Here is a 23,733-nt window from a genome sequence, read left to right on the forward strand (position 1 = left end):
AAAAGAAGGAGCAACCACAGCCCGCGGGGCCGTGCTCGCCCCGGTTGGGTGAAGGAAGATGCGTGCCGCTAGACAGCGCGTCCCGCGTGAAAGCGGTGAACCCGCTCGCGCCACTCGGAGCTTTGCACCGGCGCCATGTCGAGATAGCGCAGCGGGCACGAGTAGTAGTACGGATGCACGGACTCATCGAGGGACTTGTAGCCCCAATCGCCGCCCGAGCTTTCCAGCAGATGGCAGCCGATGTAGCAGACGGACTCACCGGCCGCGAGGCCCATGACGCCCGCCTGCCTGGCGGTGACGCGAACCACGGTCCACAGAACGTCGCCGTCCAGTGTGTGGTCGATGACTTCGCAGCAAGCGCGTTCGGACGCCTGCGGAGCGAGCAGCTCGCGGATCAACTGATCGCGCGTCTGACGAACGAAGGTCCAGCCCATGAGGGTCTCCTTGAAGCAAAGGCCGGAGCCCTCCCCGTCGGGGGAGAACCCCGGCGGGTGGCGGAATGCCGCGTAAGGCGGCGGATGGATCAGGCAGCTTTGAGGTGCCAGTCCTGGGACAACGGAGCGAACTCGTAGCCGAGCTTGTCGAGACGGTCGCGCTGCTGACGCAGCACACGACGATCCACGGTCGCATCGAGCTTCACGGTCTCGCCCAGGGGCCACAAGGCACCAAACAGCACCGCGTCGTCTGCCTCGGCCGAGGCCGCAGCGGACACGGGAGCCAATTCGCTGCCGAACGGCGTGGTATCGACCAGGGGATCACGCGGACTGCGCGACTTCGCCTTCGGCTTGGCCGGGGGCGTTGCCGGCGCGGGCGTCTGCGCTTCCTCGTCGATCGGATCGACTTCCTGCGGACTCAGCCGGCGGGCCTCGTCGCGGCTCAGGGCGTCGATGTTGGACAGTGTCATCCCGCCCAGATGGGCGCGGATCTCGATGACCATGCGGCCGTTGGCGTTGTACGTGGAGGGGCGAATCTCGACGATGACGAAATCACCGTCGTACTTGCCCTCGCGGTACTGATCGAGTTCGGCGTTCTTCACGACGAACTCGCCGATCGAGGTCGCCAGGCGGCCGACGTTGAAGTCGCCGTTCCTGCCGTGGATGGTCTTGATGGCCAGTTGGCCGGGGATGGTGATCATGAAGGTCTCCTGCTGACGAAGAGAAGACAAGGCCCCGGGGATGGGGCCTTGCGGATCAGAACGACTCGGCAACGGCCAATGCGGGGGCATCGGCAGCGTCGTCGGCAGCATCGGCGACGGGCCTGGAAGGCTCCGGTGCCGAGGCTTGCTGCGCGGCGGGCGCGTCGGACGTCACAGGGACTTCCGGGTCGCGCTCGTCGGTCTCGGTCGGCTTGGGTTCGGCCTTGTAGACGAGCTTGCCGTCGACCTTGATCCAACTGACGAACAGCAGACGGGCCTTGAGGCTCACACCCTGCTCGCCGGCACGCTTCCCCTTGGAGTAGGTGAAGGTGTCGGTCCACAGGTCGCCCAAGCGGAAGCCGATCATCACCTTCTTCTCGGCGTCGACCGCCTGAATGCAGCGGCGCACCAGGTGCTGCGCTTCCGATCCCGATACGCGCGTGTCGAAACGCACATACGAGACGTCGTCGCTGGGACCGTTCAGAGCCGCGATGTCGCAGGCCAGGAACGCATCGCCCTTCTTGGGCTTCACTTCGCGGATGCGATTGAGATACCCGAGGCCGGTGATGTGCAGATCGAAGTAGGACTTTTCGGTGGAAGTGGTCATGGTGAATCTCCTGGGAACAATGAGGCGGAGACACACCCGACCCAAGGCGGGGAAGGTGTGGAACCCCCGCGTGGGTTGATGGAACAGCTTGGAGGCATCGCCATCGAGAACCGATGGCCGTTCGCGCATGGATGCCGGTGCGAACTGGAGTGATCAACGCGGTCGGAACCGCGTCGCAGCCTTGAAGATCGTGGCTGCCTGGGCATGTCGCTGACGGACGTCAGCGGAACATGGCCGGAAGCGTGGCGCCAGGACGGCGCGCAGGCGAGCGGCAATCGGCACTCGCGGCTGTCCGCATTGCCGGGAAGAAAGAGGCCCCCGGAGCGGGGGCCAGGGATGGGCGGTCAGTTACCGCTGGGCGTGGGAGGAACCGCCTGCAGCGATAGGTGTGTCGCGGAGGCGGACACGTCGAGGTCGTCCTCGCTGCGCAGGATGCGCGCAAACACGCCCTCCTGCGGATCGAAGAACTCGCCGAAGTCGTCGCCACCGAACTCGGCGCGCGCCAGCTCCCACCAGTCATCGAAGGCATCGACATCCGGGTTGCAGCCAGCGGCATAGGCGATGGTCTTCTGGCGACCATCGGGTCGGCGCTCGCCGCACTCGGCCAGGAAGTACACGCCCTGATCCTTGACCAGGATGACGCGGCATTGATTCGCCACCGCTTCGGCGAGCACGGGCCGCAGCTCCGTGCCTTTGAATCGAACAGTCATGGGTGTGATCTCCAGGGGGCAGGAAAAGAGGCTTCCCGCCGCGAGGGCGGGAAGCTGCTGTGAGATCAGTGCCGGATAGCCTTACGACACGACAGGCACTGCACGCGGATGCGCCGCCAACTCCCGTCGTCGATCAGCCGTTCCAGCGTCTCGCCGAGGGTGTCGAAGAACACCTCATCGACCCGTTCGACCAGCTCGCCGTCGCGGTGCAGCTCCACCGCGTAGAGGTCGAGGCCACGCTCATACAGCACGGTGACGCGACCCTGGAACTTCTTCGTGGCGACGGTGAAGCCGATGGCCGGCGGCGTGCGGATGATGTCGGCGGGCAGCGGATCGACCCAGGTGATGTCCCGCGCGCCGGCATCCACCAGCATGTGGGTGACGCGCCGGAAACCGTCGGGAGCGGGCAACTGCTCCAGTTGGTCGACCAGTTCCTGCAGCTCGGGGCAGCGCGGCTCGGGGATCGGCAGCTTCGCCGGTGCGGCCCCGAGCACGAACCGCTTCACCGTGTAGGGCTGGCCGTCGGCGGTGAACTCGGTCTGCTCCTCGGGCGTGTCCGCCCGCTGACCGTCGAAGCGGCGTCTGACATAGGGTTCGACCTGCACCTTGGCGCCCTCGTCGGGCACTTCGGTCACGAGCGTGCGATCGAGCACCGCGAACTCGGCTCGTCCCGTCTTGACGACGATGGCCTCGTCGGTGGTGGCGATGACCTTGCCCTCGAAAGGCTTCGGGTCGATGTGAAAGCCCAGCGTCGAAACCTTGGGCTGGCCGTCGAAGATGTTGAATTTGAACGAACGGACGTTGGAAGGCACATGACCGACAACGAGCGTCGGCATCTGTGCGCGGATGGCTTGGGTATCCATGGGGAGACTCCTTGTGGCAACCAAGGGACTCCCGCCCGCAAGGGAGGTCTGTCCCTTGAGGGTGAGGTGGATGGACGCGGGTGCGCCCGGAGAACGAAGCAACCAGCACGGCGAACCGCGCCGCAGTCTTGAAGGTCTCGACTGCCTGGGCATGCTGCCGGCAACGCCAGCGAACATGCGGCCAGCGTGCGGCACATGGCGGCGACCGTCCGTTGGGAATCGGCAATGCGCCGGCACCGCGTTCCGCGAATCGGGATAGGGGCGGTCAGCTTATCTGACCGTTCCCCTCCCACACCACCCGGCATGCGGGTCCGCACCGGGCGGTTCGAGTTGTTGAGGTTATGAGAGCCGAGGCACGCCGAGTCGGTCGAAGTAGGCGATCGGCATTACTCGGTTCAGCGCGAAGCGGCTGTTACGCCACCACCTGCGGCTGTTCGTTGCAATCCGATAGGCGTCGGTATCCGACGCACCCATCGCTTTCAATTCCCGATACATCGTCGTGCCTCGCCGCCAGTGCTTGAGCTGCACGGCACGCAGCCGGTGTCTGATCCACTCGTCGAGTTCGCGGAACACCTTGGGTGTCTGCGCAAGCTGGAAGTAGGCCTTCCAACCGGGCATGTAGGCCCGCAGCCGTTCGGCGATCTCGGACAGGTTGCGCCCGCCCGAGCGACGTGTGAGTTGCCGGATACGTTGCCTGAAGGTCGCCAGGGCCTTTCGGGCCACAGCACACTTGATCCGGTCACCCGCACTGCGCCACAGCTCGTAGCCCAGAAACTTGCGACCGGTCGCAGGCGCTACCGCCGTCTTGACCTCGTTGACCTTCAGATGGAGTCGTTCGTAGAGCTTCGTCAGGCCCGCCAGCACCCGTTCGCCCACCCGGCGGCTGCGCACATATACGTTGCAGTCGTCCGCGTAACGAACAAAGCGGTGGCCCCGTCGCTCCAGTTCCCGATCCACCTCGTCGAGCAGCACGTTGGCCAAGAGCGGCGACAGCGGTCCGCCTTGCGGCGTCCCCTCGTAGCGCGCCATGACCACGCCGCCATCCATGATCCCGGCCACAAGGTAACGACGGATCAGCCGTAGCACGGCCTTGTCGTCGATTCGCCTCGCCAGGCGTTCCATCAGGATGTCGTGATTGACCCGGTCGAAGAACCTCTCCAGATCCACATCGACCACCACCCGGTAACCGTCCTGCACGTAGCGCTGTGCATCGAGCACCGCGTCGTGCGCACGGCGTCCCGGACGAAAGCCGTAGCTGTGTTCGGAGAACGTCGGATCAATGATGCGCTGCAAGACTTGCAGCAGGGCTTGCTGGATCAGCCGATCCGTCACCGTCGGAATCCCCAGTTCGCGCACCCCGCCTTCGGGCTTCGGGATCTGGACGCGGCGCACCGGCAGGGGCCGGTAGTTGCCATCCAGCAAGGATTCCCGAATCCGGGGCCAGTGCGTTCTCAGGTGCTCCGCCGTCTCGGCGATCGACAACCCATCCACCCCAGCACTGCCGCGATTGGATTTGACGCGTTTCCACGCCGCCTCCATGTTCGCTTTCGCGAGCGCCTGCGCAAGCAGGCCGTCTCGCCCTGGGCTTCCGGTTGCATGCCGCGCCGTCCGTGCTTCATCACGCACTGCTTCGGGCTCGGCTTCACCTCGCCCTCCCGCGTTGCGCCCCGGTTCCCCAGGCTTCTGATGCACTGCACGTCCGAGCGACACGGCTTTCGGCCCTCCTACTCGTTCGGCCCTTCGCCCCAAACCAGCGGCTACTACGGCCTCTGCTGACTTCTCGCTCCGGCTCAACACCGTCGCCCTTTCAAGCACAAGGCGAGATCTCCCCAGGTAAGAACGCACTCCTTCGCTGCACAACCGCCGGATTTACGCCACTTCGCCTTGATCACGAGAGCTTCGCGGCTTCTTGCCCGCTCGCCCTGCTCGGCAGCGCCTTCTATCCGGTTCTTGTCCATCGGCTCGCAGCTTCGCTCCACGCTTCCTTCCCACGCTCGGTCGCCCTCACGCAGTTGCGCTTCGCTTCGTTCGCTGTGATCAACTTACGGCGGGACTTGCACCCGCAGGAGTGCGCCCATGCTGGGCGCACAAAAGAAGAGCCCCGACGTGGGGGCTCGAATGGGTTGCGGGTTACTCGTCGTCGTAGAGCGTCAGCCCGTCCAGCACTGGCGCGTCGGCATCGAACACCAACATGCGAACGTCGGCGAGCGCAGCCAGGTGCAACACTTCCACGAGGGACTCCGGCACGCCCTTGGCCCGGTGCTCCTGCCGCAGCTCTTCGGCGGTGATGCCCTCGACATGCTGCAGGTTCGCATCCGTCCAGGGCGTGGCGATCAGCTTCACGCCGACCGCCGGGCTGTAGGGAATGCGGAAGGCCACGAACAGAAAACCGCTCGGCGTGGCGATGTCCGCCAGTTCGGCGAGGAAGCGACCGGCCTCCTCGGTGATGTGCGCCGAACTGATTTCCCAGGCACGGCTGTAGAACCCGGTCTCGAAGCGCAGGCGGCGTACCACCTCGCGCGCGGCTTCCTCGGAGTAGGTATCGCCGACGTGCAGCGGCTGGCCGGCTTCTTCGGCCATGACGGCGTAGACGAGGTTTCGGGCGATACCGTGGCTGGGGCACTGCGCGTCCAGCTCGGGCGGCACGTTCTGGCCCTCGGTGATCAGCGCGAAGTCGTCGCAGAAGACGCAGGCATGGCGCTCGACCTGGCTGTCCGGCAGGTGCGACTGCGAGACGTGCAGCGGCAGGTAGCTCAGCGGGCAGTCGTCGTCGTAGGAAATCGCCAGCAGCCGCTGCACGGACAGGCCATCGTAGCCGCGGGCGAAGGGATTGTTGGAATGGGACATGGGATTCCTCCAGCAGAGGATGGCCGAGGCAATCCCCTGCCGGGGATTGAACCCCAGCGAGTGGATGAAGTGGCAACCGGTCAGCCGGCCGCGGCGTCGGGCCGCCCTGGTGGCGGGCGGTGCAGGTCAGTGGAAGATGGTGATTCGGGACATGGCCGCTCCTGCGAAAAGAAGGAGGGACATGGCCCCGAACGAGGACGCATGTCCCTCGTGGGGTGGGATGAAAAGACGGTGGGTTGCCAGGCGCGGCTCACCAGCCGTTGTAGTGCAGCGTGAGGTCAGCGATGACCTGGCGCCGTTCCAGATCGAGGCCGCCGAAGTCGGACAGCCCCTCGAAGCCGCAACGCTTGAGCATCGCGCCGCCCTCGCGGGAGTTGTAGAAGCTCACCATCGCGGACAGGAACATGCGTTGACCGCTGCTCAGCACGCCCAGGGCGTCGTTGAGCATCAGCATGTTGGGCCGCAGGTCCCACTTGGTGGTGGCACGCTGCAGACCTTCGCGTGTGCCGTCGCCGAACCACTCGTGGCCGGCGATCTGCGCGCCGCGCTTCCAGGCCTCGAAGAAGGCCTGCGGTGCAGCGTCGAAGTGCGCCTGTTCCAGCGCCATCTGATCGAGCACGTCTTCGGGTAAAGACAGATTCATGAGAGAACTCCTTGAAGGGTGGGAATCAGGGGTGAGCGCGCTGTGTCCAGGCATGGGTATCCAGGGCGCGCTGTGCTGCGAGGTGGGTCGGGAAATACTCGACGGACTCCCGCGATACCGGTCCTTCGTCGTCTTGTGTGCCGATGTAGTGGCCGGCCGCGCTGCGCAGCACCTGTAGCGGCAAACGCTTGCCGGTCCAGGTCAGCGCCAGCGCCAGCGCACCACTGCGCACTGCGGTTGCAGAGGAAGATGCGGAAGGTTCAGACATGCCGTGCTCCTTGGTGGGTCGGGGAGCACGCATCCCGCAGGGGATGGGGTTCCCCTCGGGTGGTTGAGAAAAGTGCATCGTCGCCAGGCCGGCGAGCGTCCGCGGTGGGCGATGCGAAGCGGACTGGATCGGTCGACGCGGCGAACCGCGTTGCAGTCTTGAAGACCGAGACTGCCAGGGCATGCCGCTGACGACTGTCAGCAACGCATGGCGTGAGGATGGGCGCGAAGCATGGCTGCCGTCGCAGGGAAAACCGAATCGCGGACGGCCCGCTTTAGGGCAATGGCCCGCGTCACGGGACAAGGCAAAGACCAGGGCGCCGAAGGCCACACGGGCCTTCGGCTGAAGAGAAAGGAAAACCACCTGTGGGCTGCGTCAGCGCAGGCCGTCGTCAAAGCCGTTCGCTGCGTCAGCAATCGCACCCGGCCCGTTTCGTGGCTGGGGCCGGAAACCTCTGGCGTGCATCCACACACAAAGGGAGCCCGTTGTTCCGCCGGCGGGCACCGGCACGGAATACCCTCGGCCCAAGTGGCCTCCTCACGGCTCGCGCGGCGGCAAGGCGTCAGGAAGCCCCTCGTGGCCGAGGCAAGGCACACCGATCAAGGGAATGGCGGCGGGCGCGATTCGTGGAGCAATGACCTTCTCGCCCCGTCGCCCGATGCCGGGCAGACGGGGCGCGCACACCGTTGCAGAAGGAGACGCGCGCTTTGGAGTCCCGCGCGGTGCGGGACGTTTGCCTCGCCGCCAGTGAAGTGGCCGGCGCGGCAGGGGAAAAGCGAGGATCAGGACGCCTTGGAGGCAGCGCGCCGCTTGCGCGGTGCGCTGCGCCGGCCCGTCGGGGACTCGATCGGCAGCGTGCCCTTGCAGTCCGGGTAGCGCGAGCAGGACCAGAACGCGCCGCTCTTGCCCGTGCGCTGCTGCATCGGTGTGCCGCACTGCGGGCAGGCCGGCGCCGGCGGCAGCTTGAGCGAGAGCGTTGCGCCGCGGTACTGCTGCACGAGCTGGCCGACCCACACGGACTGCTTCTCGATGAAGGTGTCCAGCGCCATCTGGCCGGCCTCGATCATGTCGAGTGCCTGCTCCCACACCGCCGTGGTGCCGGGGTCGGCAATGGCCGAGGGCACCGCGTCGATGAGCGTGAATGCCGCGTCGGAAGCGCGGACGGCGCGGCCTTTCTTGACCAGGTAGCCGCGACCGATCAGACCGTTGATGATGTTGGCGCGTGTCGCCTCGGTGCCGATGCCGGTGGTATCTCGCAGCTTCTGTTTCAGCCGCGGGTCGGTCACGAACTTGGCGACGGTCTTCATGGCCTTGATCAGCTCGCCCTGCGTGTAGGGTTTGGGCGGCAGCGTCTTCAGCGCCTTGAGATCCACCTTGCCGACCGGGCAGGACAGGCCCGCATGCAGCGCCGGCAGCACCTGGCTGCGCTGCGCATCCTCGCCGTCGGCATCGTCCGGCCCCGGCGTCGCCAGCACCTCGCGCCAGCCGGTGACGGCGATCTGCTTGCCCACGGCCGCCAGCGACTGACTGCCGCACGAGAACTGCGCTACCGTCCGGTCGAACTCATGGTGCGGGAGGAACTGCGCGAGGTAATGAGCGCGGATCAGCCGGTAGACGGCCAGTTCCTTCTCGTTCATGGCCGACAGGTTGGCGGGCTCCAGCGTCGGGATGATGCCGTGGTGAGCCGTCACCTTGCCGTCGTTCCAGGCGCGCGAACGCTGGTTGCGGTCGAGCTGGCCGATCAAGGGCCGCAGGCTGGGATCGGTGGCGAGCAGTGCATCGAGCACCGCCGGCACTTCCGCGAGCATGCTTTCGGGCAGGTATCCCGAGTCGCTGCGCGGATAGGTCGTCGCCTTGTGCGTCTCGTACAGCGTCTGCGCGATGTCCAGCGTCTCCTGCACGTCGAGGCCCAACTGCTTGGAGCACACCTCCTGCAGCGTGCCCAGGTCGAACGGCAGCGGCGGTGCCTCGCGCACGCGCTCGGTGTCCACCGACACGACCTGCGCATCGCGTGCGGCGCGAATGCAATCCGCAGCCTGCTGCGCCACCGGCTGCTGAAGGCAGCGACCCGCTGCATCGGTGCTGCCTTCGGGCGGTATCCAGCTCGCGGTGAAGGACCGGCCGGCATGGGATAGCAGCACGTCCACGGCCCAATACGGCACAGAGACGAAGCGCGCGATCTCGCGATCACGATCCACCACCAACTTCAGCGTCGGCGTCTGCACGCGCCCCACCGACAGCACGCCGGTGTAGCCGGCCTGCCGACCTAGAAGCGTAAACAGCCGGCTCAGGTTCATGCCGATCAGCCAGTCGGCACGCGAGCGGGCCAGGGCCGAGTAGTACAGCGGCAGCGTCTCGGCGGACGGCTTGAGCGCACCCAGCGCCTTGCGGATCGACGCATCGTTGAGCGCCGACAGCCACAGGCGCTGAATCGGCCCGCGGTAGCCGCATAGGTCGATGATCTCGCGGGCGATCATCTCGCCCTCGCGGTCGGCGTCGGTCGCAATCACCAGCTCGCCCGCCTTGGCGACGAGCTGCTGCACGACTTTGAATTGCGCTGCGGTCGCCGCCTTGGGCTCGACACGCCAACGCTCAGGAAGAATGGGCAGTTGCTCGATGGCCCAGCGCTTGTATTGCTCGCCGTAGCCTTCGGGCGGAACCGCCTCCACCAGATGACCGATGCACCAGGTCACAACGACACCCGCGCCGCTGTAGCAGCCGTTGCCGCGTTGACCGGCACCCAGCACACGGGCGATGTCCTTGCCCTGGGACGGCTTCTCGCACAGGAACACGCGCATGAAGCCTCCTTGGAAATGTGCGGTTCATCGGATGGGCGTCAGCTTGGCGGGGCCAGGAGATGCCGGCAGCAAGGAAGTCGATTGATGCAGACACCGCTTTGTGATTGGCAGGCGGTTCGTTGCCGCAGCGGTGTGCATAGATCGTAGGAGCTGGCACAGCAAGAGCGTCGTTTCGGGAGGGCGGCTGGAACTCCGTGGACGACCTTGGAGCTATCCCCTGGGGATAGCTCGCTGGTGCATCGCGGGCGTATGACGGTTGCTACAGCCGCCCTCGGGGGAACGGCGATGGGCGAATTACTGTCCGCCGGCCGGCTTGGCGCTGAGCGCCACCGACTCGATGCGGTACGGCAGGATGCCCACGCGCCGCGCCTCGACCTTGAACGTCACGCGCTCGTTCTCGTCGGCGTCCTCCCATTCGTCGCGCACGGTGCGGCCCTCGACCAGCACCCGCATACCTTTCTGGTACAGCGTCTTCCAGTGCTCGGCGTCGCGGTGCCACAGCTCCACGGGCGCCCAGAAGCCGCCGCGATCTTCGTACTCGCCGTCCTTCTTCGGGATCGGGTTGTCGAAGTAGACGTTCAGGCGAAGCAGCCGGCGCGGCTCGTCGTTGCCGTTCGGAAATTCGCGGTAGTCCGGCGCAGAACCGATGTTGCCCTCGCCGACGAAGTGCGTGCTCATGGTGACTCCTTGGTGGTGGGTGGAACGGACGCGGTATGCCCGTGGACGCGCCGCAGGTAAGCCGCTTCGGCCTGCGCGGCCTTGTTGGCGCATTCCAGGGCTTGGCGAGCGATGCTGTGGGTCAGACTGATCTGCATGTTCAGCACGATGCGCTGCAGTTCGATCGCGTACAGCTCGTCGATCAGCGAGGCCGGCGTCGCGGGGTTGGCCAGCAGGGCCTCCCACAACGCCACGCCCATGGAGGAACGGTCGAGGTTGCGCCAGCGCAGGAAGGTCGTCCCTGCGCCAGTGGCCTGCTGGGCCAGTTGCACGTCGAGCAGACTGAATGGATAGGCGCGCGCCTGGGGCAGCACGCGCCGCTGCGCCAGGCCAATCACGTCGTCGCGCAGCGCTGCGCACTGGCTGGCCCAGGTCTCCAGACTCCCCTTACCCTTAAAAGGCTGTAAAAGGCCTTTTAGGTAGCCTGCGTGTTCCAGCCGCTGGAAGTCCGCCTGTTCCAGCGCCACGAAGCGCGTGGAGTGGCTGATAGGGGGCGATGCTGTCATGCGCCAACACCCTCATCGCCCGCCGCACCATCGGCTGCGCCACCCGTGGAAGCCTGCGCATCGGGCACGATGGCAGGCGCAGCAGGCGGCGTGCCGGGCTTGTTCGTCCGCCGCGCGATGGGTGGCGCGAAGCGCGAGCGGCGCGTGCCTTCCAGCACGTCCTGCGGCAACTCGCCGAACTTCTCCAGCGCCGCTCGCGCCGCCGCGTTCTTCGCCGCGAAGTCGTCGCGCGTCGTGCCCGAGTAGCGGTACTGCTGGGCCAGCGAGAACAGGCTGCGCAGCGCGTGCGCACCATCATTGAGCCAGCGCTCCAAGGTGCTGCGGTCGATCAGCGCCGTGTGGTGCGCCAGGATGAGTTTGCGTGCCAGGTCGTCGTAGTCGGCCAGCAGATACACCGCCATGAAGCCGAGCTGGGCGTTCACGAACAGCGGCAGCTTCACCGGCTGCACGTTCATGTTCTCGCCCAGCGACAGCGCCGATGGCACGTCGGCCAAGGCCTGATCCACCTGGTCGCGCAGGGTCTGCAGACGGGTCTTGGTGTCGGCGAGCTTGTCCTCGATCCGCAACATCCACCAGTCCGAGTACGGGTCGTCCTGCTCGGCGCCGCGCTTCATCTTGTTCATGGCGCCGATGAAGCCGTTGAGACCGATGATGCCTGGGCGCCCCTCGGTCGGCGCGCGGCCGTGCCAGATGCGCGAAGCGTGGTGCGTGTGCAGCGTCAGCGACATCGCGCTGCGCAGCGATCCGAGATTCAGTTGCAGGGGTTCTGTGCGTTCGTTGGCCATGGGAGCGACTCGCGGTGAATTGGCGAGTCGCCAGCATCGGCATCGGCCGGAAGGCTGTCAGTCAACAAACCGCAGCCCATGCGCGCCCGGTTTGTTCCGCGCGGAAGGCTGTGTGTGCCGGCTATCCCCTGGGGATAGCTCGGCGGATGTGTTCGCGGCTCGCGCGGAGGTGAGACCGCGTTGCGGGGCTATGCTTCGCGAGGTCTGTACCAGGCGGCCCGTTGCCCCTCCACCTCACGGTAGCGAAGCTCGAACAGGCGGCACTCATGCACCACCTGCCGCCAACTGCTGCAGCCGTACTTGGCTGGAAGCTGCTCGGGATGCCGGTCCGCGATCCAGCGGCCAGCGGCGGCGATGGGTGTCCAGCCCTCGACGGCCAACTGCGCGGCGGCCTCGCGCAGCGCGCGGACGATGCCGGCGGCCGGCCAGTCCACCGTGCCGTCCGGCGCGATGCCATTGACCACCAGGTCGTGGAACACATCCGACTGGACGAACTCCGCTGCCAGGCGCCGCGCCTGATCCATGTGTTCGGCCCAGCCGCGCAGCTGCTCGAAGTGTTGATCGATGCGCGTGTAGGCGGAACCGAGTTCGTCCTGTGCAACGCGGCACCCGTCCACGGTCCATAGATCGTGCTGATCGATGAAGTGGTGCACCAGAGTGTTGCGCAGCGATACCAGGTCTTTGAGGTCGGCCTGGGTGTTGGCGTAGTCCTGCGCAGACAGGCTCAGTTGCACGCGCGTGCGAAAGGAAATCACGTCGCCGGGAAGATCGTCGTCGCGTTCCTCGCCGCCATTTCCATCGGTGACGACATACGAACCAAACAGTTGTCCGACCAACGTGCCCAGGGTCTTGGTCGCGGCATCTTCAATCCGCGCTGCGCGAATGGCCTCCAGCGAATGCGCCGGGCCTGAAATCTCGTGGTGGGCCACGATGGCTTTCATGAGGCGCTCGTATTGTTGAAGGCGCAACAGGCATCTGCCCAGCAAGCGCTGAACGTCTTGCTGTAGTGGTTGCAGTGCGTTTGTGGCGGGGGAAGTCGTCGTGTCCATCGTCGGCCGGGCTCGTGCGTGGCTGTCCTCGTCTGATTCACAGGCGACAGTTTCGCCTGTCATTCGGCGGGCGACAATCGAGCGCGGCGGAAAGATGTCTGTTCCAGCTATCCCCTGGGGATAGTCAACATCAGCGATCACGCAAGGCTTCTCGGAGCTGAGCCAGGTAGGCACGTGCGACCTCGGGGTCAGCCGCACGGGATGCCGGCGGTGACGAGGGCGCAGGTGACGGGGGCGCTGGCGGTGCCGATGCACTTTCTCCGGCCCAGGCCTTGAACTCCCCGCGGATCGCCTTCTGGATGATGCCAAACAGGTAGCCGGCCGGGTTGCGTACCGCGCTGTTGTGGCAGCGTGCCGCCCACTCGTCGAGAACGGCCTGCCTCAGCGCCTCGTCCACCTGCTGCAGCGCCACCAGCGCGCCGGCCTGCTGCTCGTCCTTCAAGCGCAGGAAACGGTCCGGCAGCCGCAGGTTCTGCAAGGCCCTCGCGCGCGGTACTGTACGTACTTCATTTATACGATCATTACGTACTGTACGGTCCTCCTTCGGAATCCGAAGAGAGCCGTCCGGCGCGGGTTTCGGCCCTGCTTCGGATTCCGAAGACGGGCGCGCAGCATTCCGAAGAAGGGCTTCCTGGCCTTCTTCGGATTCGTGGTCCGCACCCTCCTGTGGATAACCTGGCGTCGTCCAGCCATGCAGCGCCATGCGCTGCGCCAGCACCTGCAGGCGGGTCGGCAGCGTGCGGCCGCTGAGCAGCGGGTCTTCGGCAATCTCCTTGAGCGTGTTCATGCCCACGATCTGCACCGCCTTGGCGGCATGGGTCAGCGCCTGGCTGACCAGACCGAGGTAGTCGGCATCGAGCTGCATCGCCTCGAAGGGTGACAGCGGTTCGTCGTGCAGCACGTAGAGGTTGCCTTGGATACGGCCGGTCTTCGGGTCGCGCCGTCGTCGCACCAGGCTCAGCCAGCGCGTCAGCCGCAGCAGCGTCAGGGCGCGCGCCACGGTCTCGTGCGATGCCTGCGCCGCGCAGGGCATCGAGGCCAGGTAGGGGCGCAATTGGTCGTAGGTGGGAAAGGCGGTCACGCCGTCGTCGTTGAGCTGCAGGCGGAACACCTGCCAGGCGTTGCGCTCCAGCGGCGTCAGGCGTCGGTCGAGGAACAGTCGGCGCGGCACGCTCTCATGGCGGTTGCCGCTGTAGAGGAAACCGTCGGCGGCCGGCGCCGTGCCCTGCGCCGGTTCCTTCGGCTCAAGGTACCGCAGCGCCTCGTCGAACAACGCCGACAGCGCAACGGGGCCTTCGCGCCGTGGTGCGCCGCCCGTGGTCATGGCTACACCAGCCCCTGGTCGATCCAGTTGCGTATCGCCGACCAGATCACCGACATGGGCAGGGTCATGGCCTCGGCCAGGTCCATGGTCAGCGCCAGCATCGCCATGTCGTCGGTCAGGGCGACATGGCGCTCGGCGACGCCGGCCTTCCAGCGCTCCCACAAGGCCACGTCCTGCGCCTCGTCGAGTACCGGATGCCGGCCCTTGCGCTTGGGCAGCCCGAGGATGTCGCGGCGCAGCGCCACTTCCTGATGCGTGAGGCCGTAGAACTTGCTGACCATCTCCGTGCTCGCCCCCAAGCGCAGCATGCGGTCCACCGTGGCGATCTCCCGCTCCACGTCGTGCACCTGGCTCAGCAGCCGCTTCAACACTTCCCGGTTCACCGATACCGAACACCACGACACCGTGGCATTCACCAGCATGCTCACGAGCTCGGGGTGTTTCAGCGCATCCAGCTCCTCCTCGCCGAAGCCCATGGCCTTGCAGCGGCGCAACTGGCCGTTGCGCAGGTCATGCAGGGCCTGGGCGATCACGGCCTGGTTGAGCGGGTGCGGTGCCGACATACGGGAGCCTCCTGCGCTCAGGAATCCTGGCTCGCTACGCCGGCTTCCAGATCCAGCAGCCGGCGCGCCAGGCGCAGCAGACGGAACAGCTTCACCAGCGCAGCATCGCTCAGGCGTGTGGCCGAGCCGCCATGGCCATGGAGCAGCGCCGCCAGCTCATCGGCCAGCCGCGCGCGGTCCAATCCGTTCGCGGCGGGCGGCGCTGCACTCAGCGCATGCAGCAGGGTCAGCACCGCCCGCGCGAACACCGGCAGCGCCTTCGCCTGGCCCACGGCCGGCGCCACGCAGACGAAGCCGATGCCGCCGTCGCTGGCCTCGATGTGGTCGGCTACCGCTGCGTCCCCGGCGATCTCGCGCGCGAATTGCGCGATGTGCACGCGCAGGCGATCCGGCACGTCCAAGCTCGGCTCGATGTACCAGACGTCCGAGATGGGATAGAGTCCGCCCGCCTGCACGGGGATCGCACGCAGCGCATCGGCCTCGAAGTCGGGCAGCTTGTCGCCGAGCTGGTCCGCGACCATCCGTTGGATGGACTGCAGGCGCTCGGTGGTCGGCGCCGGCGTCACGATGTGCCCTTGCAGGCGCTCGTCGCGCTGCCCGTGCTGCTCCTCCGGCGCCTCGGGCGGTGCAGGCGGTGTTGCTGCTGGCGCCGGAGGCGCGGCTGGCGTGGTGTCGCGCGGCACAGACGAGGCGGGTGGCTGCTGAGGCGCGGAGACCGGCGGGGGAGGTGCAGCAGGCACGACAGGCGCTGCCGCTGGCGTCGGCGCCGCCGGTTCGCTGGTCAGCGCACGCTGGCGGCTTTCGCTGTCGTTGATCTCCAGCGCCAGCGTGTCGTAGTCCGCCTCCAGCAGCTCGGCCATCTGGCCCACCAGCTCGTCCTGTACTCGCTGCGGCGAGAAGTCGTCCGGCTGTGTGTCGAACTGCGTCAGCACGTCCTGAAACAAGGTGGCGAAGTCCACGGCCACAGTGCGGCCCAGCGCCCGCCGCTCCCAGGTGCGCTCGCACGCCTTGCGCAGCACTGCGAGCCGGTCCACCTGATGCCGGCCCAATCCGCCGTACAGCAGCGTCGGGATCGCCGGCAGCAGATAGCGCACCGCATCGTTCATGCGGCTGATGTGTGACTGCGGCACCGGATAGCCGTCGGCCGTCAGCCGCCGCGCGAGTTCGCTCTGTGACAGCGCCTGGCCGCTTTCCTGCTCGTAGAACTCGCGCGCCTTCTCGATGCCCAATGCCCGCTCGATGAAGGTCAGCCCGCCGCGCAGCTCGTTCTCGGCCAGATGCCCGGTCAGCGCCACGATTTCGCCGCGCGCCGGCCACGGGCGGAACAGGCACGCAATGCGGAAGAAGCGTTCCTCCTTGGTCTCGCTCCACAACTCGCGCAGGATCGCCAGCCGCGTGTTGCCGCCGTTGCGAATGATGTAGTGCGCCTCGCCCGGCCTGCGCGTGATCGCGGGGGGCGCGTCCAGCCCGCGTTCGCGGATGGACGCCTTGATCTCCGCATAGGCCGGGTTGCGCGTCACGCGCGGGTCGTGGTCGTAGGGCCGCAACTGGTCCAGCGTCACCACCATCGGCGTGTCGGCGATGGGGTCGCTCAAGGTCGCGGCCGAAGGGCCGCTGCGCTCGAAGCCGGTGGCCAGAAGCTTGGCAGCCATGTCCTGCGGCGTCAGCTCAGCCACGGCCGTTCTCCTGCGCCTGCCGGTCGGCGCGGCGAAGTTGCGCGCGGGCATTGCGGTCGGCACGGTGGTCGCTCGCCGTCGAACTGGTGTAGATCGACGCGCAGCCTTGCTTCGTGAATTTCAGGTGCCCGCCGGACGTGCGCACCACGCGCCAGCCTTCGCCCAGCGCGAACTCGATCAGCGCGCGCAGCCGTTCACGGCCGCGCGCCAGTTCATGTGCGCTCGCCATGGCTGGCCCCTCCCGCATCGGCCCGGCCGGTGACCAGCGCGAAGCACTCCCGCCACGCGGGGAACAGCTCGCCGGCCAGCGTGCGCATGGTCTCCAGCGCCGCGGGCGCCGTGCGCCCAGCCGGCTGCCGGTACTCCACCCGGTGCACTGGCAATCCTCGTGTCGCAGCGCGCGGATAGGCTTCGATGGCCGGCACGTCGGTGCCCAGCACCTGCACGCCGGCCTGTTCCTGGAACACCTGTCGCAGCGCCTGCTGGACCAGCCGCGCGTTCGACGACACCGGATGCACACGGTTGATGAGCAGGCGCAGCGGCGGCGGCTCGATGCCCAGGTGCCGATACGGCGCGATGTCCTCGATCAGTTGCAGCGTGCCGCGCCGCAGCTCGCGCGCCGCGAGGATTTCCGGCGTCACCGGCGACAGCGCCAGGTCGGACGCCAGCACAGCCATCTCCAGCAGCACGCTGCGCGCGCCCTGGGTGTCGATCAACAGCAGGTCATAGTGCGTGCGGAAGACGGGCAGCAAATGGCGCAGTCGCAGGCGCCCATCCGGAGCGTGCAGCAGCAGCGTGTTCAGTTCACCGCGGTCGTCGTTGGAGAGCACCAGGTCCAGGCCCGCGATCGCGGTGCGTGACACCAGTTGCTCGATGCGCCGCTCGTTGAAGGCCAGCATCTCGTAGATGCCGCCGGGCGCGCGCGCGTCCAGCGTGAAGTAGCTCGACAGCGTGGGCTGCACGTCCAGGTCCAGCAGCAGCACGCGCAGCCCGGCATCGGCGATAAAGCCGCCCAGGTTGGCCGCCGTCGTGGTCTTGCCCACGCCGCCCTTGGTCGAAATGATGGACACCACCTGCATGGGCTTCTCCTCGTCGAATGGCATGAACCGAGAAGAAGCGTCAGGCGCGTTCTTTGAGGCGATCGGCGATCCACTGTTCGATCTCCACCGAGTCCCAGCCCACCGCGCGCACGCCCAGGCGCAGCGCCTTGGGGAACTTGCCTTCCTTCATCAGGCTGTAGATGTGCGCGCGCTTGAAGCCGGTCTTGGCTTCGACCTCGGCGCGGCGCAGGATGCGGTGCTCGGTCGGTGCCGCCGTGGCGGTGGTCTGCGAAGACATGAGGGTCACTCCTTAACGCTCAGTGGCGCTGATTGGCGTGACTCGCATTAAGAACGCCGCGCTGAGGAAAGACACCGCAAATGCGGCATCCGCGACCGCAGATACGGTCTGGCATCGCTCAGGAATTTGTGCTCTGCAGATTGCGCCGAGCCAGTGCGAACTTGGCCTGCAGCGTGCGCTCGGTGATGCCCATCGCGTTGCCGTGGTGCGCCACCATCGCGCTGATGATGGCTTCCTGCGTCAGGAAGCTGGAATACGGCATGCCGCTGGGCGACTTGCCCAGCAGTAGCGTCAGTAACCCGCCAACGATGTTCAGGTAGGTCGATTCGCTGCGCGGCCCAGGCGTGCTCGTACGCTCCGCGTCGGCCGTGTAGGCGGCGTGCGTCTTCAGCAGCGCCTCGTGCTCGGCGCGCAGCGTCTCGTGCACGCCCAAGTGTTCCGCCAGCCGCGCCTTGATCGCTTCCCGCTCGGCCATCAATGCGCCCACTGTGTCCAGGCTGATCGCCGGGTGAAGCGCACGCTCGATCTCATCGAACAGAAACGCCGGTTTCTCGCCGGGGTAGTAGTGCGCCATCCAGGCTTTCAGATCGACGTGCCGCACGGTCAGCGACGGGTCGTCCATCGTCAGGCCCTGCGTGTCCCGCGCCAAGCCGTCCTTGCCATACGGCAGCTCGCCGTGAGCCAGCGCATCGAAGATTCTTTCGGCGTTCAACCGCAGCATCGGCCAGCGCGGAAACTCCGTTGCCTCCGGCAGAGGCCGCTGTCCCAAGGTCGCCAGGATGCGCCGCTCGAAGCGCAGCAATCCGCTCCAGCGGATTGCCGCCTCGATCGGGCGGTAGTAGGTCTTGGCGCCATCGGCCAGGCTGCTCGACTTCGGCATATCACGCGCCTCCATTCGTCATCGCACCGAGTCCACACACACGCACCCGCCGTACAGGCGACGTGCGTGGCTGTCCAGAAATCTCCGGGCGAAACGAGCAAGTGGCGAAGCGGCGAAGACCGTGGCATCGACGATGCCGCCGGTTTCGTTGCGAGATGTGCGTCTTGCCGCGCATGGCGCCATCACTCACAATTCGCAAGCCGCGAAACATGCTGTCACCAGCATCATTCGCGGGCACCATGCCTGACCCGGATAACCAGGCCAAAGTCTTTGCAGGGGAAAAGGCCCAGTAAAGCGCGATCAGCTCAACACGCCAGAGCCGATGCGCATACGGCAAGCACTGTTGCGCCGCGCGTCTTCGCTGTGACGCGACGCGATGGGCATGCAAGTCTCATCGCAGGATGCCAACCGCAAGCGCGAGCAGCCTGAGTGCAGCACGCCCGTGCACCGCGTCAATGGAACCCCGCTATGACAAAACGGGTCTGGCACCTTGACCAAAATGGCATCGCCCCAACCCGCCTGAAGCAGCCTCATGCGAGCCGTTGCGTATCCAACGGCATATGGCCGACACGCTGAGCACGGTCGATGAAGTGGCGCAGCGGCTCCGACATCGCGCCCTCGGGATGTAGCAGGTAGGTCGTCAACGCCGCCGAGTCCTCGTCCAGCGGCCGGACGATCACGTCCGCCTGCCGGCATGCCACCGCGTGCGCCGCGGTGGAAAATCCCACGCCATAGCCGGCCGCCACCAGGGCCAGCATCAACGAGTGGGTCGTCACGTACTCGGCCACGACCGGCGGTGTCTCCACCAGGCGCAGCAGGCGCTCGCATTGCCGGCTGCACTCCTGACAAACCTGCGGGTGACACAGCACCAGCGGGTAGCCCACCACCTCGTCCAGCGGTACCCGCTTGTGCGCCAGCAAGGGGTGCCGCGCGGGTATGGCCACCACCAGTGGATCTTGCCACACCGGCCTGGCGACCACCCCGGCCGCCATCTCGCCGGCCATCGCAAAGGCCGCGTCGTACAGGTCGTTGCCCAGGCCGCCCACCACCTGCGACAGCGGCGCCTCGAACAGCCGGATGCCCACTTCCGGCGCCTCCTCGCGGCACAGCGCGAGCAGCGCCGACAGCCGGGTCCGCCCGACGCCGCCGGCCAGGGCGATGCGCAGGGTGCCCCGGTGTCCCACCGCCACCGCCCGCGTCTTGGTCTGGGCTTGCTCAAGGGTCAGCAGCACGCGCCGGGCCTCCTCCAGAAACACCTGCCCGGCCGGGGTCAGGCGCACGCCGCGCGGCGTGCGCTCCAGCAGCGCCACGCCCAGGTCGGCCTCCAGTTGGCGGATCGTGCGCGACAGGGGCGACTGCTCCACATGCAGCCGCCGCGCCGCCCGGCCAAAGTGCAACTCTTCGGCCACGGCGATGAAACAGCGAAGATGGCGTAAGTTCATGTAATTCCCCCCAGAAAGTGGAGTCCATTCCTCTGGCCGTAGGGAACCGCATGAGTGCTTCCCGGTGGCGATGCCGGTCACAGAGGCTTTCCAGTTGCCGCCATCCGGCCTCAGTCGCCGGCACGAGGCGGCGAGTGTCCAGGCGAGGCCGGGTGATTCCATCGGTGTTGCCATATCACATAAAACCACGGACAATCAATAATAATTCTCATTAGTATCTGTGTCTGAATGGAGTGAAGCCGATCAAGCCCGACGCGGCGAACCTGTCCGTCACCACCCACGGCAGCGTGTCCTGGAACGACGAACGCATGGGCGATGGGCAGCTCGCGCAGCGGCTGCAGGCCTCCGCGCCGCGTCAACCGCAGCCCGAGGACTTCATCCGCGGCGACCGCTTGGTGGGCCCGCCAGCGCGTCGCCCAGGTGTTGGCGGCTACGCAGAAGTCCGGGTGTTGAAACTGAGCTTCGTGACCGACCCGGGCAGCGACCGGGGTGAGCCGAAAGACACCCTTATGAAACTGCATCGGCACGCCCGCCCTGACGCCGGCGTGTCGTCGTCGGCTGCACTGATCGCGGACACGAGCCACACGCGCGCACCTGCGCGCGGTGCCCGGCGCACCGCTGCCCGCCCTGGCATGGCAGCAGCAGGCGCTGACCATCAGCATTCAGCCCGGGCTGTGCGCCGGCCTGCTCCGCGCGTGTCGGCGACGGGCCTGCTCCCGACAGGCATGGGTGCTTCGACGCGATGCCATCGAAGGAGGTGCTGACGGGATGCGGATGTAGATGCTGGCGCCCGAGAGGCCGAACCAGTAGAAGACAAACAGGAGGTGGCCTTGGATTTCAGATTGCTGCGTTACTTCATCGCAGTTGCGGAAGAACTGCATCTGGCCCATGCAGCCGAGCGTCTGGGCATCGAGCAATCGCCTGTGTCGCGTGCGATGCGCGACCTGGAAAGCCAGCTTGGCGTGCAGTTGTTCGACCGCAGCACACGCCTGACGCGGCTGACCTGGGCCGGCCAGGTGTTCCTCGGCGAATGCCGGCGCGTGCAGGCCACCGTGGAGCAGGCAGTCAAGAGCGCCAAGGCGGCGGCACAGGGCTACCAGGGCCATCTGCGCATCGCGATCTGCGACAGCCTGGCGCAACCCCGCATCGCCACCTTGCTGGCACGCAGCCGCGAGGATGAGCCCGAGCTGGAGATTCGCGTCTTCGAGCTGCCGTTCGCGCAGCAGCTCAAGATGCTGCACAACGATCTGCTGGACATCGGCTTTGGCTTGTCAAACGCGGTGCATGATGGCCTCGTCGCCGAGCCGGTGTGGACCGATCCGCTGTCGGTGATCGTGCCCGCACGCCACCCCTTGCTGGCACACGTGCAGGTGCCGCTGCCCGAAGCCTTGAAGTTTCCGCTGGTTCTGTGCCACCCCGAGGCGGGCTCCGGTTGCCGCCACCAGATTCAGGCGGTGCTGCAGGACACGAACATGCCGCTCAAGCTGGTGGACGAAGTGACCAGCCTGGGCGTGATGCTGACCCTGGTCGGCGCCGGCTACGGCATCGGCTTCGCCATCGCCTCGCAGGTGCAGACGCTACAGCGCCCGGACATCTCCATTCGTCCCCTGGCCGGCATCCCACCGATGCTCTCCACCTACCTGCTGCGCCGCCGGGGCGAACCCTCGGAGCCCATGAGGCGGTTCATCGAGCGGGTGAAAGACGGGGCCGCGCCGGTCGATGATGAGCCGGTCCTTTGAGGACGCAGCTCGCCTGTCCGTTGCGGCCTGTGGCGTTATGTGCCGGTGGACAGATAGACTTCGGAATGAAATCCGATGCTCTGGCTGTTGATGGATGTGCTTGGCTCGCTTTGGATCACCCGCAACGGCCTGCGTTGACCAGGCCGAAGACTTGAGTCCACAATCGAGTCCATTCCGTGACGCCTGGATCGGAAAAAACGTTCGTAATAAATGAGTTAGCAGGCCGTTGAAGAACCCTGAATGAACGCGCGTTCCGCCATCGCTGGATGTTCTGGCAAGTTCATACAGTCCTCGGGTTCCACCCGGAAGGCCGCGGCGCGTGTGTTTCACCGGCATTCATGCATCCGCAAGAGGGCATTTCGACCTCTTCGCAGCTCATTGGACGCACCCCGGGCATGGCTGCGCCAGGTTGCGCAGTCGTGTGAGGTTGTAGGCTGTCATCGTCAGGGTCAGAAGCTGGTCCACCTTGTCCAGTCCTTGCACCATCACCTGACGGATCGGCCCGATGAGCTTGCCCCACCCGAAGCACTGCTCGATGCGCTTCCTCTTGCGCTGGCTGACAGCGTAGCCAGAATGTCTCGTGGTGCGCCCGTCAATGGCGCTGCCGCCATTGCGGCTCGTGTTCTGCGCAACGTGCGGCGTCACTCCGATCTCCCGGCACACCTTGACGAACCCCTTGGTGTCATATGCCTTGTCGGCACCCACCGTCACGCGCTTGCCCGGTCTTGCAACGTCGCCCAGCATCTGCGCGGCGACCTCGCGCTCGGCCGTGCCGTCCGCGGTGCTGGCCTGCACGTTGACCACCAGGCCATGGCGGTTGTCGGTCAGCACATGCCCCAGGTAGCTCGGCAGCGCAGGTGCGGCGTTGCTCTTGTGGTACAGCCGCGCGTCGGGATCCGACGTCGATTCGTGCGTGTCGTTGCTGCGGGGCTGGCCTTTCCAGTCCTCGGGTGGGCGCCCGTCGTCCGAACCGTCCTTGCGCCGCATGCTCTTGTGGCTGGCCCAGGCCTGGATCAAGGTCCCGTCCACGCTGAAGTGTTCGCCCGACAGCAGCCCGCGCTGGTGCGCCATCTCCACCGTGGCGTTGAAAAGCTCGGTCACCACATCGTGCTCGATCAGCCGGTCGCGGTTCTTGCTGAACACCGAGTGGTTCCACACCTCGTCGTCGATGGACAGCCCGACGAACCAGCGGAACAGCAGGTTGTAGCGAATCTGCTCGACGAGCTGGCGTTCGCTGCGCACGCTGTAGAGCACCTGCAGCAGCATCGCGCGGATGAGCTTCTCGGGCGCGATGCTCGGGCGACCGCCCTTGACGTCGGCTGCGTACATGGCCGCGAACGTATCGCCCATCTTGCCCAGCGCGTCGTTGACCCAGACGCGAATCGGCCGCAACGGATGCTCGGCCGGCACGAAGTCCTCCAGCCGTATCGTGCTGAACAGAGCCTCGTTGTAGCTGTCCGCTCCTCGCATCGTCGCCTCACCGTTCGTCGATCGATGGCCTCATCTTCCTGCTTTGCAGGTGAGGCGTCGATAGGTATTTCAACGGCCTGTTAGCGACCGGGTGCTGTTCCCTTCACCTCCACTGCATCGTTCCAGGGAATTCTGAGAATGTCCAAGAAGCATCGTACGTCGTTGATTCTGGTTGAGTTTTCGACACCTCGATGTTCCAGTGGGCTCCACGGAAATCCACCTTAAGCCACGACGTTTATGTCCATTTTTGTGTCCATTTTTGCGGGCACGACGGCTTCCGGATTGTTGCTAGCAGGCTGGTGAGAAACCCCGACCGCTGCTCCGGGCGCGGGTTTTGAGGCAGACTCCTGCCTCGAATCGTCTTTCTGCTTTT

Annotated in this window: 25 protein-coding genes; 2 read left to right on the forward strand and 23 right to left on the reverse strand. The window is 66.3% G+C overall.

Annotated elements, in window-relative coordinates; genetic code table 11:
• Positions 1-68: 68 nt before the first annotated feature.
• From AC6LJ5_RS06395 to AC6LJ5_RS06500, 22 genes are all read right to left on the reverse strand, one after another.
• Positions 69-434 (reverse strand): hypothetical protein, encoded by a 366-nt coding sequence (locus tag AC6LJ5_RS06395; protein ID WP_013982123.1) that lies wholly within the window; start codon positions 432-434, stop codon positions 69-71.
• 89 nt (positions 435-523) lie between these two features.
• Positions 524-1,135, reverse strand: a complete 612-nt coding sequence (locus AC6LJ5_RS06400) for a DUF3275 family protein (RefSeq protein ID WP_023101512.1) — start codon at positions 1,133-1,135, stop codon at positions 524-526.
• A 55-nt stretch (positions 1,136-1,190) separates the two neighbouring features.
• Entirely contained in the window at positions 1,191-1,742 is a 552-nt protein-coding gene (locus tag AC6LJ5_RS06405; RefSeq protein ID WP_010792166.1) for an STY4534 family ICE replication protein, read from the reverse strand.
• A 344-nt stretch (positions 1,743-2,086) separates the two neighbouring features.
• Positions 2,087-2,452, reverse strand: a complete 366-nt coding sequence (locus AC6LJ5_RS06410; RefSeq protein WP_010792167.1) for a DUF3085 domain-containing protein — start codon at positions 2,450-2,452, stop codon at positions 2,087-2,089.
• A gap of 65 nt (positions 2,453-2,517) precedes the next feature.
• Entirely contained in the window at positions 2,518-3,315 is a 798-nt protein-coding gene (locus tag AC6LJ5_RS06415; RefSeq protein ID WP_023083178.1) for a hypothetical protein, read from the reverse strand.
• A 339-nt stretch (positions 3,316-3,654) separates the two neighbouring features.
• Entirely contained in the window at positions 3,655-5,025 is a 1,371-nt protein-coding gene (gene ltrA / locus AC6LJ5_RS06420; protein WP_031632014.1) for a group II intron reverse transcriptase/maturase, read from the reverse strand.
• 420 nt (positions 5,026-5,445) lie between these two features.
• Positions 5,446-6,162, reverse strand: coding sequence for a DUF5983 family protein (locus AC6LJ5_RS06425; RefSeq protein WP_016446172.1), 717 nt, complete (start codon positions 6,160-6,162; stop codon positions 5,446-5,448).
• Positions 6,163-6,412: 250 nt separating this feature from the next.
• A complete protein-coding gene (locus AC6LJ5_RS06430; protein ID WP_003141051.1) occupies positions 6,413-6,805 on the reverse strand; it encodes a hypothetical protein in 393 nt (130 codons plus the stop codon).
• A 25-nt stretch (positions 6,806-6,830) separates the two neighbouring features.
• A complete protein-coding gene (locus AC6LJ5_RS06435; protein WP_023101514.1) occupies positions 6,831-7,073 on the reverse strand; it encodes a hypothetical protein in 243 nt (80 codons plus the stop codon).
• A 782-nt stretch (positions 7,074-7,855) separates the two neighbouring features.
• Positions 7,856-9,871 (reverse strand): DNA topoisomerase III, encoded by a 2,016-nt coding sequence (locus AC6LJ5_RS06440; protein WP_023101516.1) that lies wholly within the window; start codon positions 9,869-9,871, stop codon positions 7,856-7,858.
• Between the two features lie 294 nt (positions 9,872-10,165).
• A complete protein-coding gene (locus tag AC6LJ5_RS06445; RefSeq protein ID WP_004362284.1) occupies positions 10,166-10,549 on the reverse strand; it encodes a single-stranded DNA-binding protein in 384 nt (127 codons plus the stop codon).
• Positions 10,546-11,094 carry a DUF3158 family protein gene (locus AC6LJ5_RS06450; RefSeq protein ID WP_004362273.1) on the reverse strand — a complete coding sequence of 183 codons (549 nt, stop codon included), beginning with the start codon at positions 11,092-11,094 and terminating at the stop codon, positions 10,546-10,548. The genes AC6LJ5_RS06445 and AC6LJ5_RS06450 overlap by 4 nt, the downstream gene beginning before the upstream one ends.
• Complete coding sequence (locus AC6LJ5_RS06455) at positions 11,091-11,879, reverse strand: PFL_4669 family integrating conjugative element protein (protein ID WP_023101517.1); 789 nt, start codon at positions 11,877-11,879, stop codon at positions 11,091-11,093. The genes AC6LJ5_RS06450 and AC6LJ5_RS06455 overlap by 4 nt, the downstream gene beginning before the upstream one ends.
• Before the next feature lie 188 nt (positions 11,880-12,067).
• Complete coding sequence (locus AC6LJ5_RS06460) at positions 12,068-12,820, reverse strand: OST-HTH/LOTUS domain-containing protein (protein WP_023101518.1); 753 nt, start codon at positions 12,818-12,820, stop codon at positions 12,068-12,070.
• 238 nt (positions 12,821-13,058) lie between these two features.
• Positions 13,059-14,252 (reverse strand): STY4528 family pathogenicity island replication protein, encoded by a 1,194-nt coding sequence (locus AC6LJ5_RS06465; protein WP_023101519.1) that lies wholly within the window; start codon positions 14,250-14,252, stop codon positions 13,059-13,061.
• Positions 14,253-14,254: 2 nt separating this feature from the next.
• Positions 14,255-14,815, reverse strand: coding sequence for a DUF2857 domain-containing protein (locus AC6LJ5_RS06470; protein WP_016446180.1), 561 nt, complete (start codon positions 14,813-14,815; stop codon positions 14,255-14,257).
• Between the two features lie 17 nt (positions 14,816-14,832).
• On the reverse strand, positions 14,833-16,491 hold the full coding sequence (locus AC6LJ5_RS06475; RefSeq protein WP_023093164.1) for a ParB family protein: 1,659 nt from the start codon (positions 16,489-16,491) through the stop codon (positions 14,833-14,835).
• Entirely contained in the window at positions 16,484-16,720 is a 237-nt protein-coding gene (locus tag AC6LJ5_RS06480) for a hypothetical protein (protein ID WP_012584779.1), read from the reverse strand. The genes AC6LJ5_RS06475 and AC6LJ5_RS06480 overlap by 8 nt, the downstream gene beginning before the upstream one ends.
• Positions 16,704-17,570 (reverse strand): ParA family protein, encoded by an 867-nt coding sequence (locus AC6LJ5_RS06485; RefSeq protein WP_023093165.1) that lies wholly within the window; start codon positions 17,568-17,570, stop codon positions 16,704-16,706. Before AC6LJ5_RS06485 ends, AC6LJ5_RS06480 begins: the two co-directional genes overlap by 17 nt.
• 40 nt (positions 17,571-17,610) lie before the next feature.
• Positions 17,611-17,829, reverse strand: a complete 219-nt coding sequence (locus tag AC6LJ5_RS06490) for an AlpA family transcriptional regulator (protein WP_016446183.1) — start codon at positions 17,827-17,829, stop codon at positions 17,611-17,613.
• Positions 17,830-17,947: 118 nt separating this feature from the next.
• Complete coding sequence (locus AC6LJ5_RS06495; RefSeq protein WP_498140070.1) at positions 17,948-18,709, reverse strand: ATP-binding protein; 762 nt, start codon at positions 18,707-18,709, stop codon at positions 17,948-17,950.
• A gap of 530 nt (positions 18,710-19,239) precedes the next feature.
• Complete coding sequence (locus AC6LJ5_RS06500) at positions 19,240-20,151, reverse strand: LysR family transcriptional regulator (protein ID WP_023115025.1); 912 nt, start codon at positions 20,149-20,151, stop codon at positions 19,240-19,242.
• 233 nt (positions 20,152-20,384) lie between these two features.
• Here AC6LJ5_RS06500 and AC6LJ5_RS06505 point away from each other — a divergent pair, with 233 nt between their 5' ends.
• Positions 20,385-20,915, forward strand: coding sequence for an ExbD/TolR family protein (locus AC6LJ5_RS06505; RefSeq protein ID WP_071534106.1), 531 nt, complete (start codon positions 20,385-20,387; stop codon positions 20,913-20,915).
• A 66-nt stretch (positions 20,916-20,981) separates the two neighbouring features.
• Positions 20,982-21,890, forward strand: coding sequence for a LysR family transcriptional regulator (locus AC6LJ5_RS06510; RefSeq protein ID WP_023101522.1), 909 nt, complete (start codon positions 20,982-20,984; stop codon positions 21,888-21,890).
• A 375-nt stretch (positions 21,891-22,265) separates the two neighbouring features.
• On the opposite strand, the gene AC6LJ5_RS06515 is transcribed toward AC6LJ5_RS06510, so the two are convergent.
• Positions 22,266-23,360 carry an IS5 family transposase gene (locus AC6LJ5_RS06515; RefSeq protein WP_023101523.1) on the reverse strand — a complete coding sequence of 365 codons (1,095 nt, stop codon included), beginning with the start codon at positions 23,358-23,360 and terminating at the stop codon, positions 22,266-22,268.
• Positions 23,361-23,733 lie beyond the last annotated feature (373 nt).

Source organism: Achromobacter sp. 1011791174, from assembly GCF_059760925.1.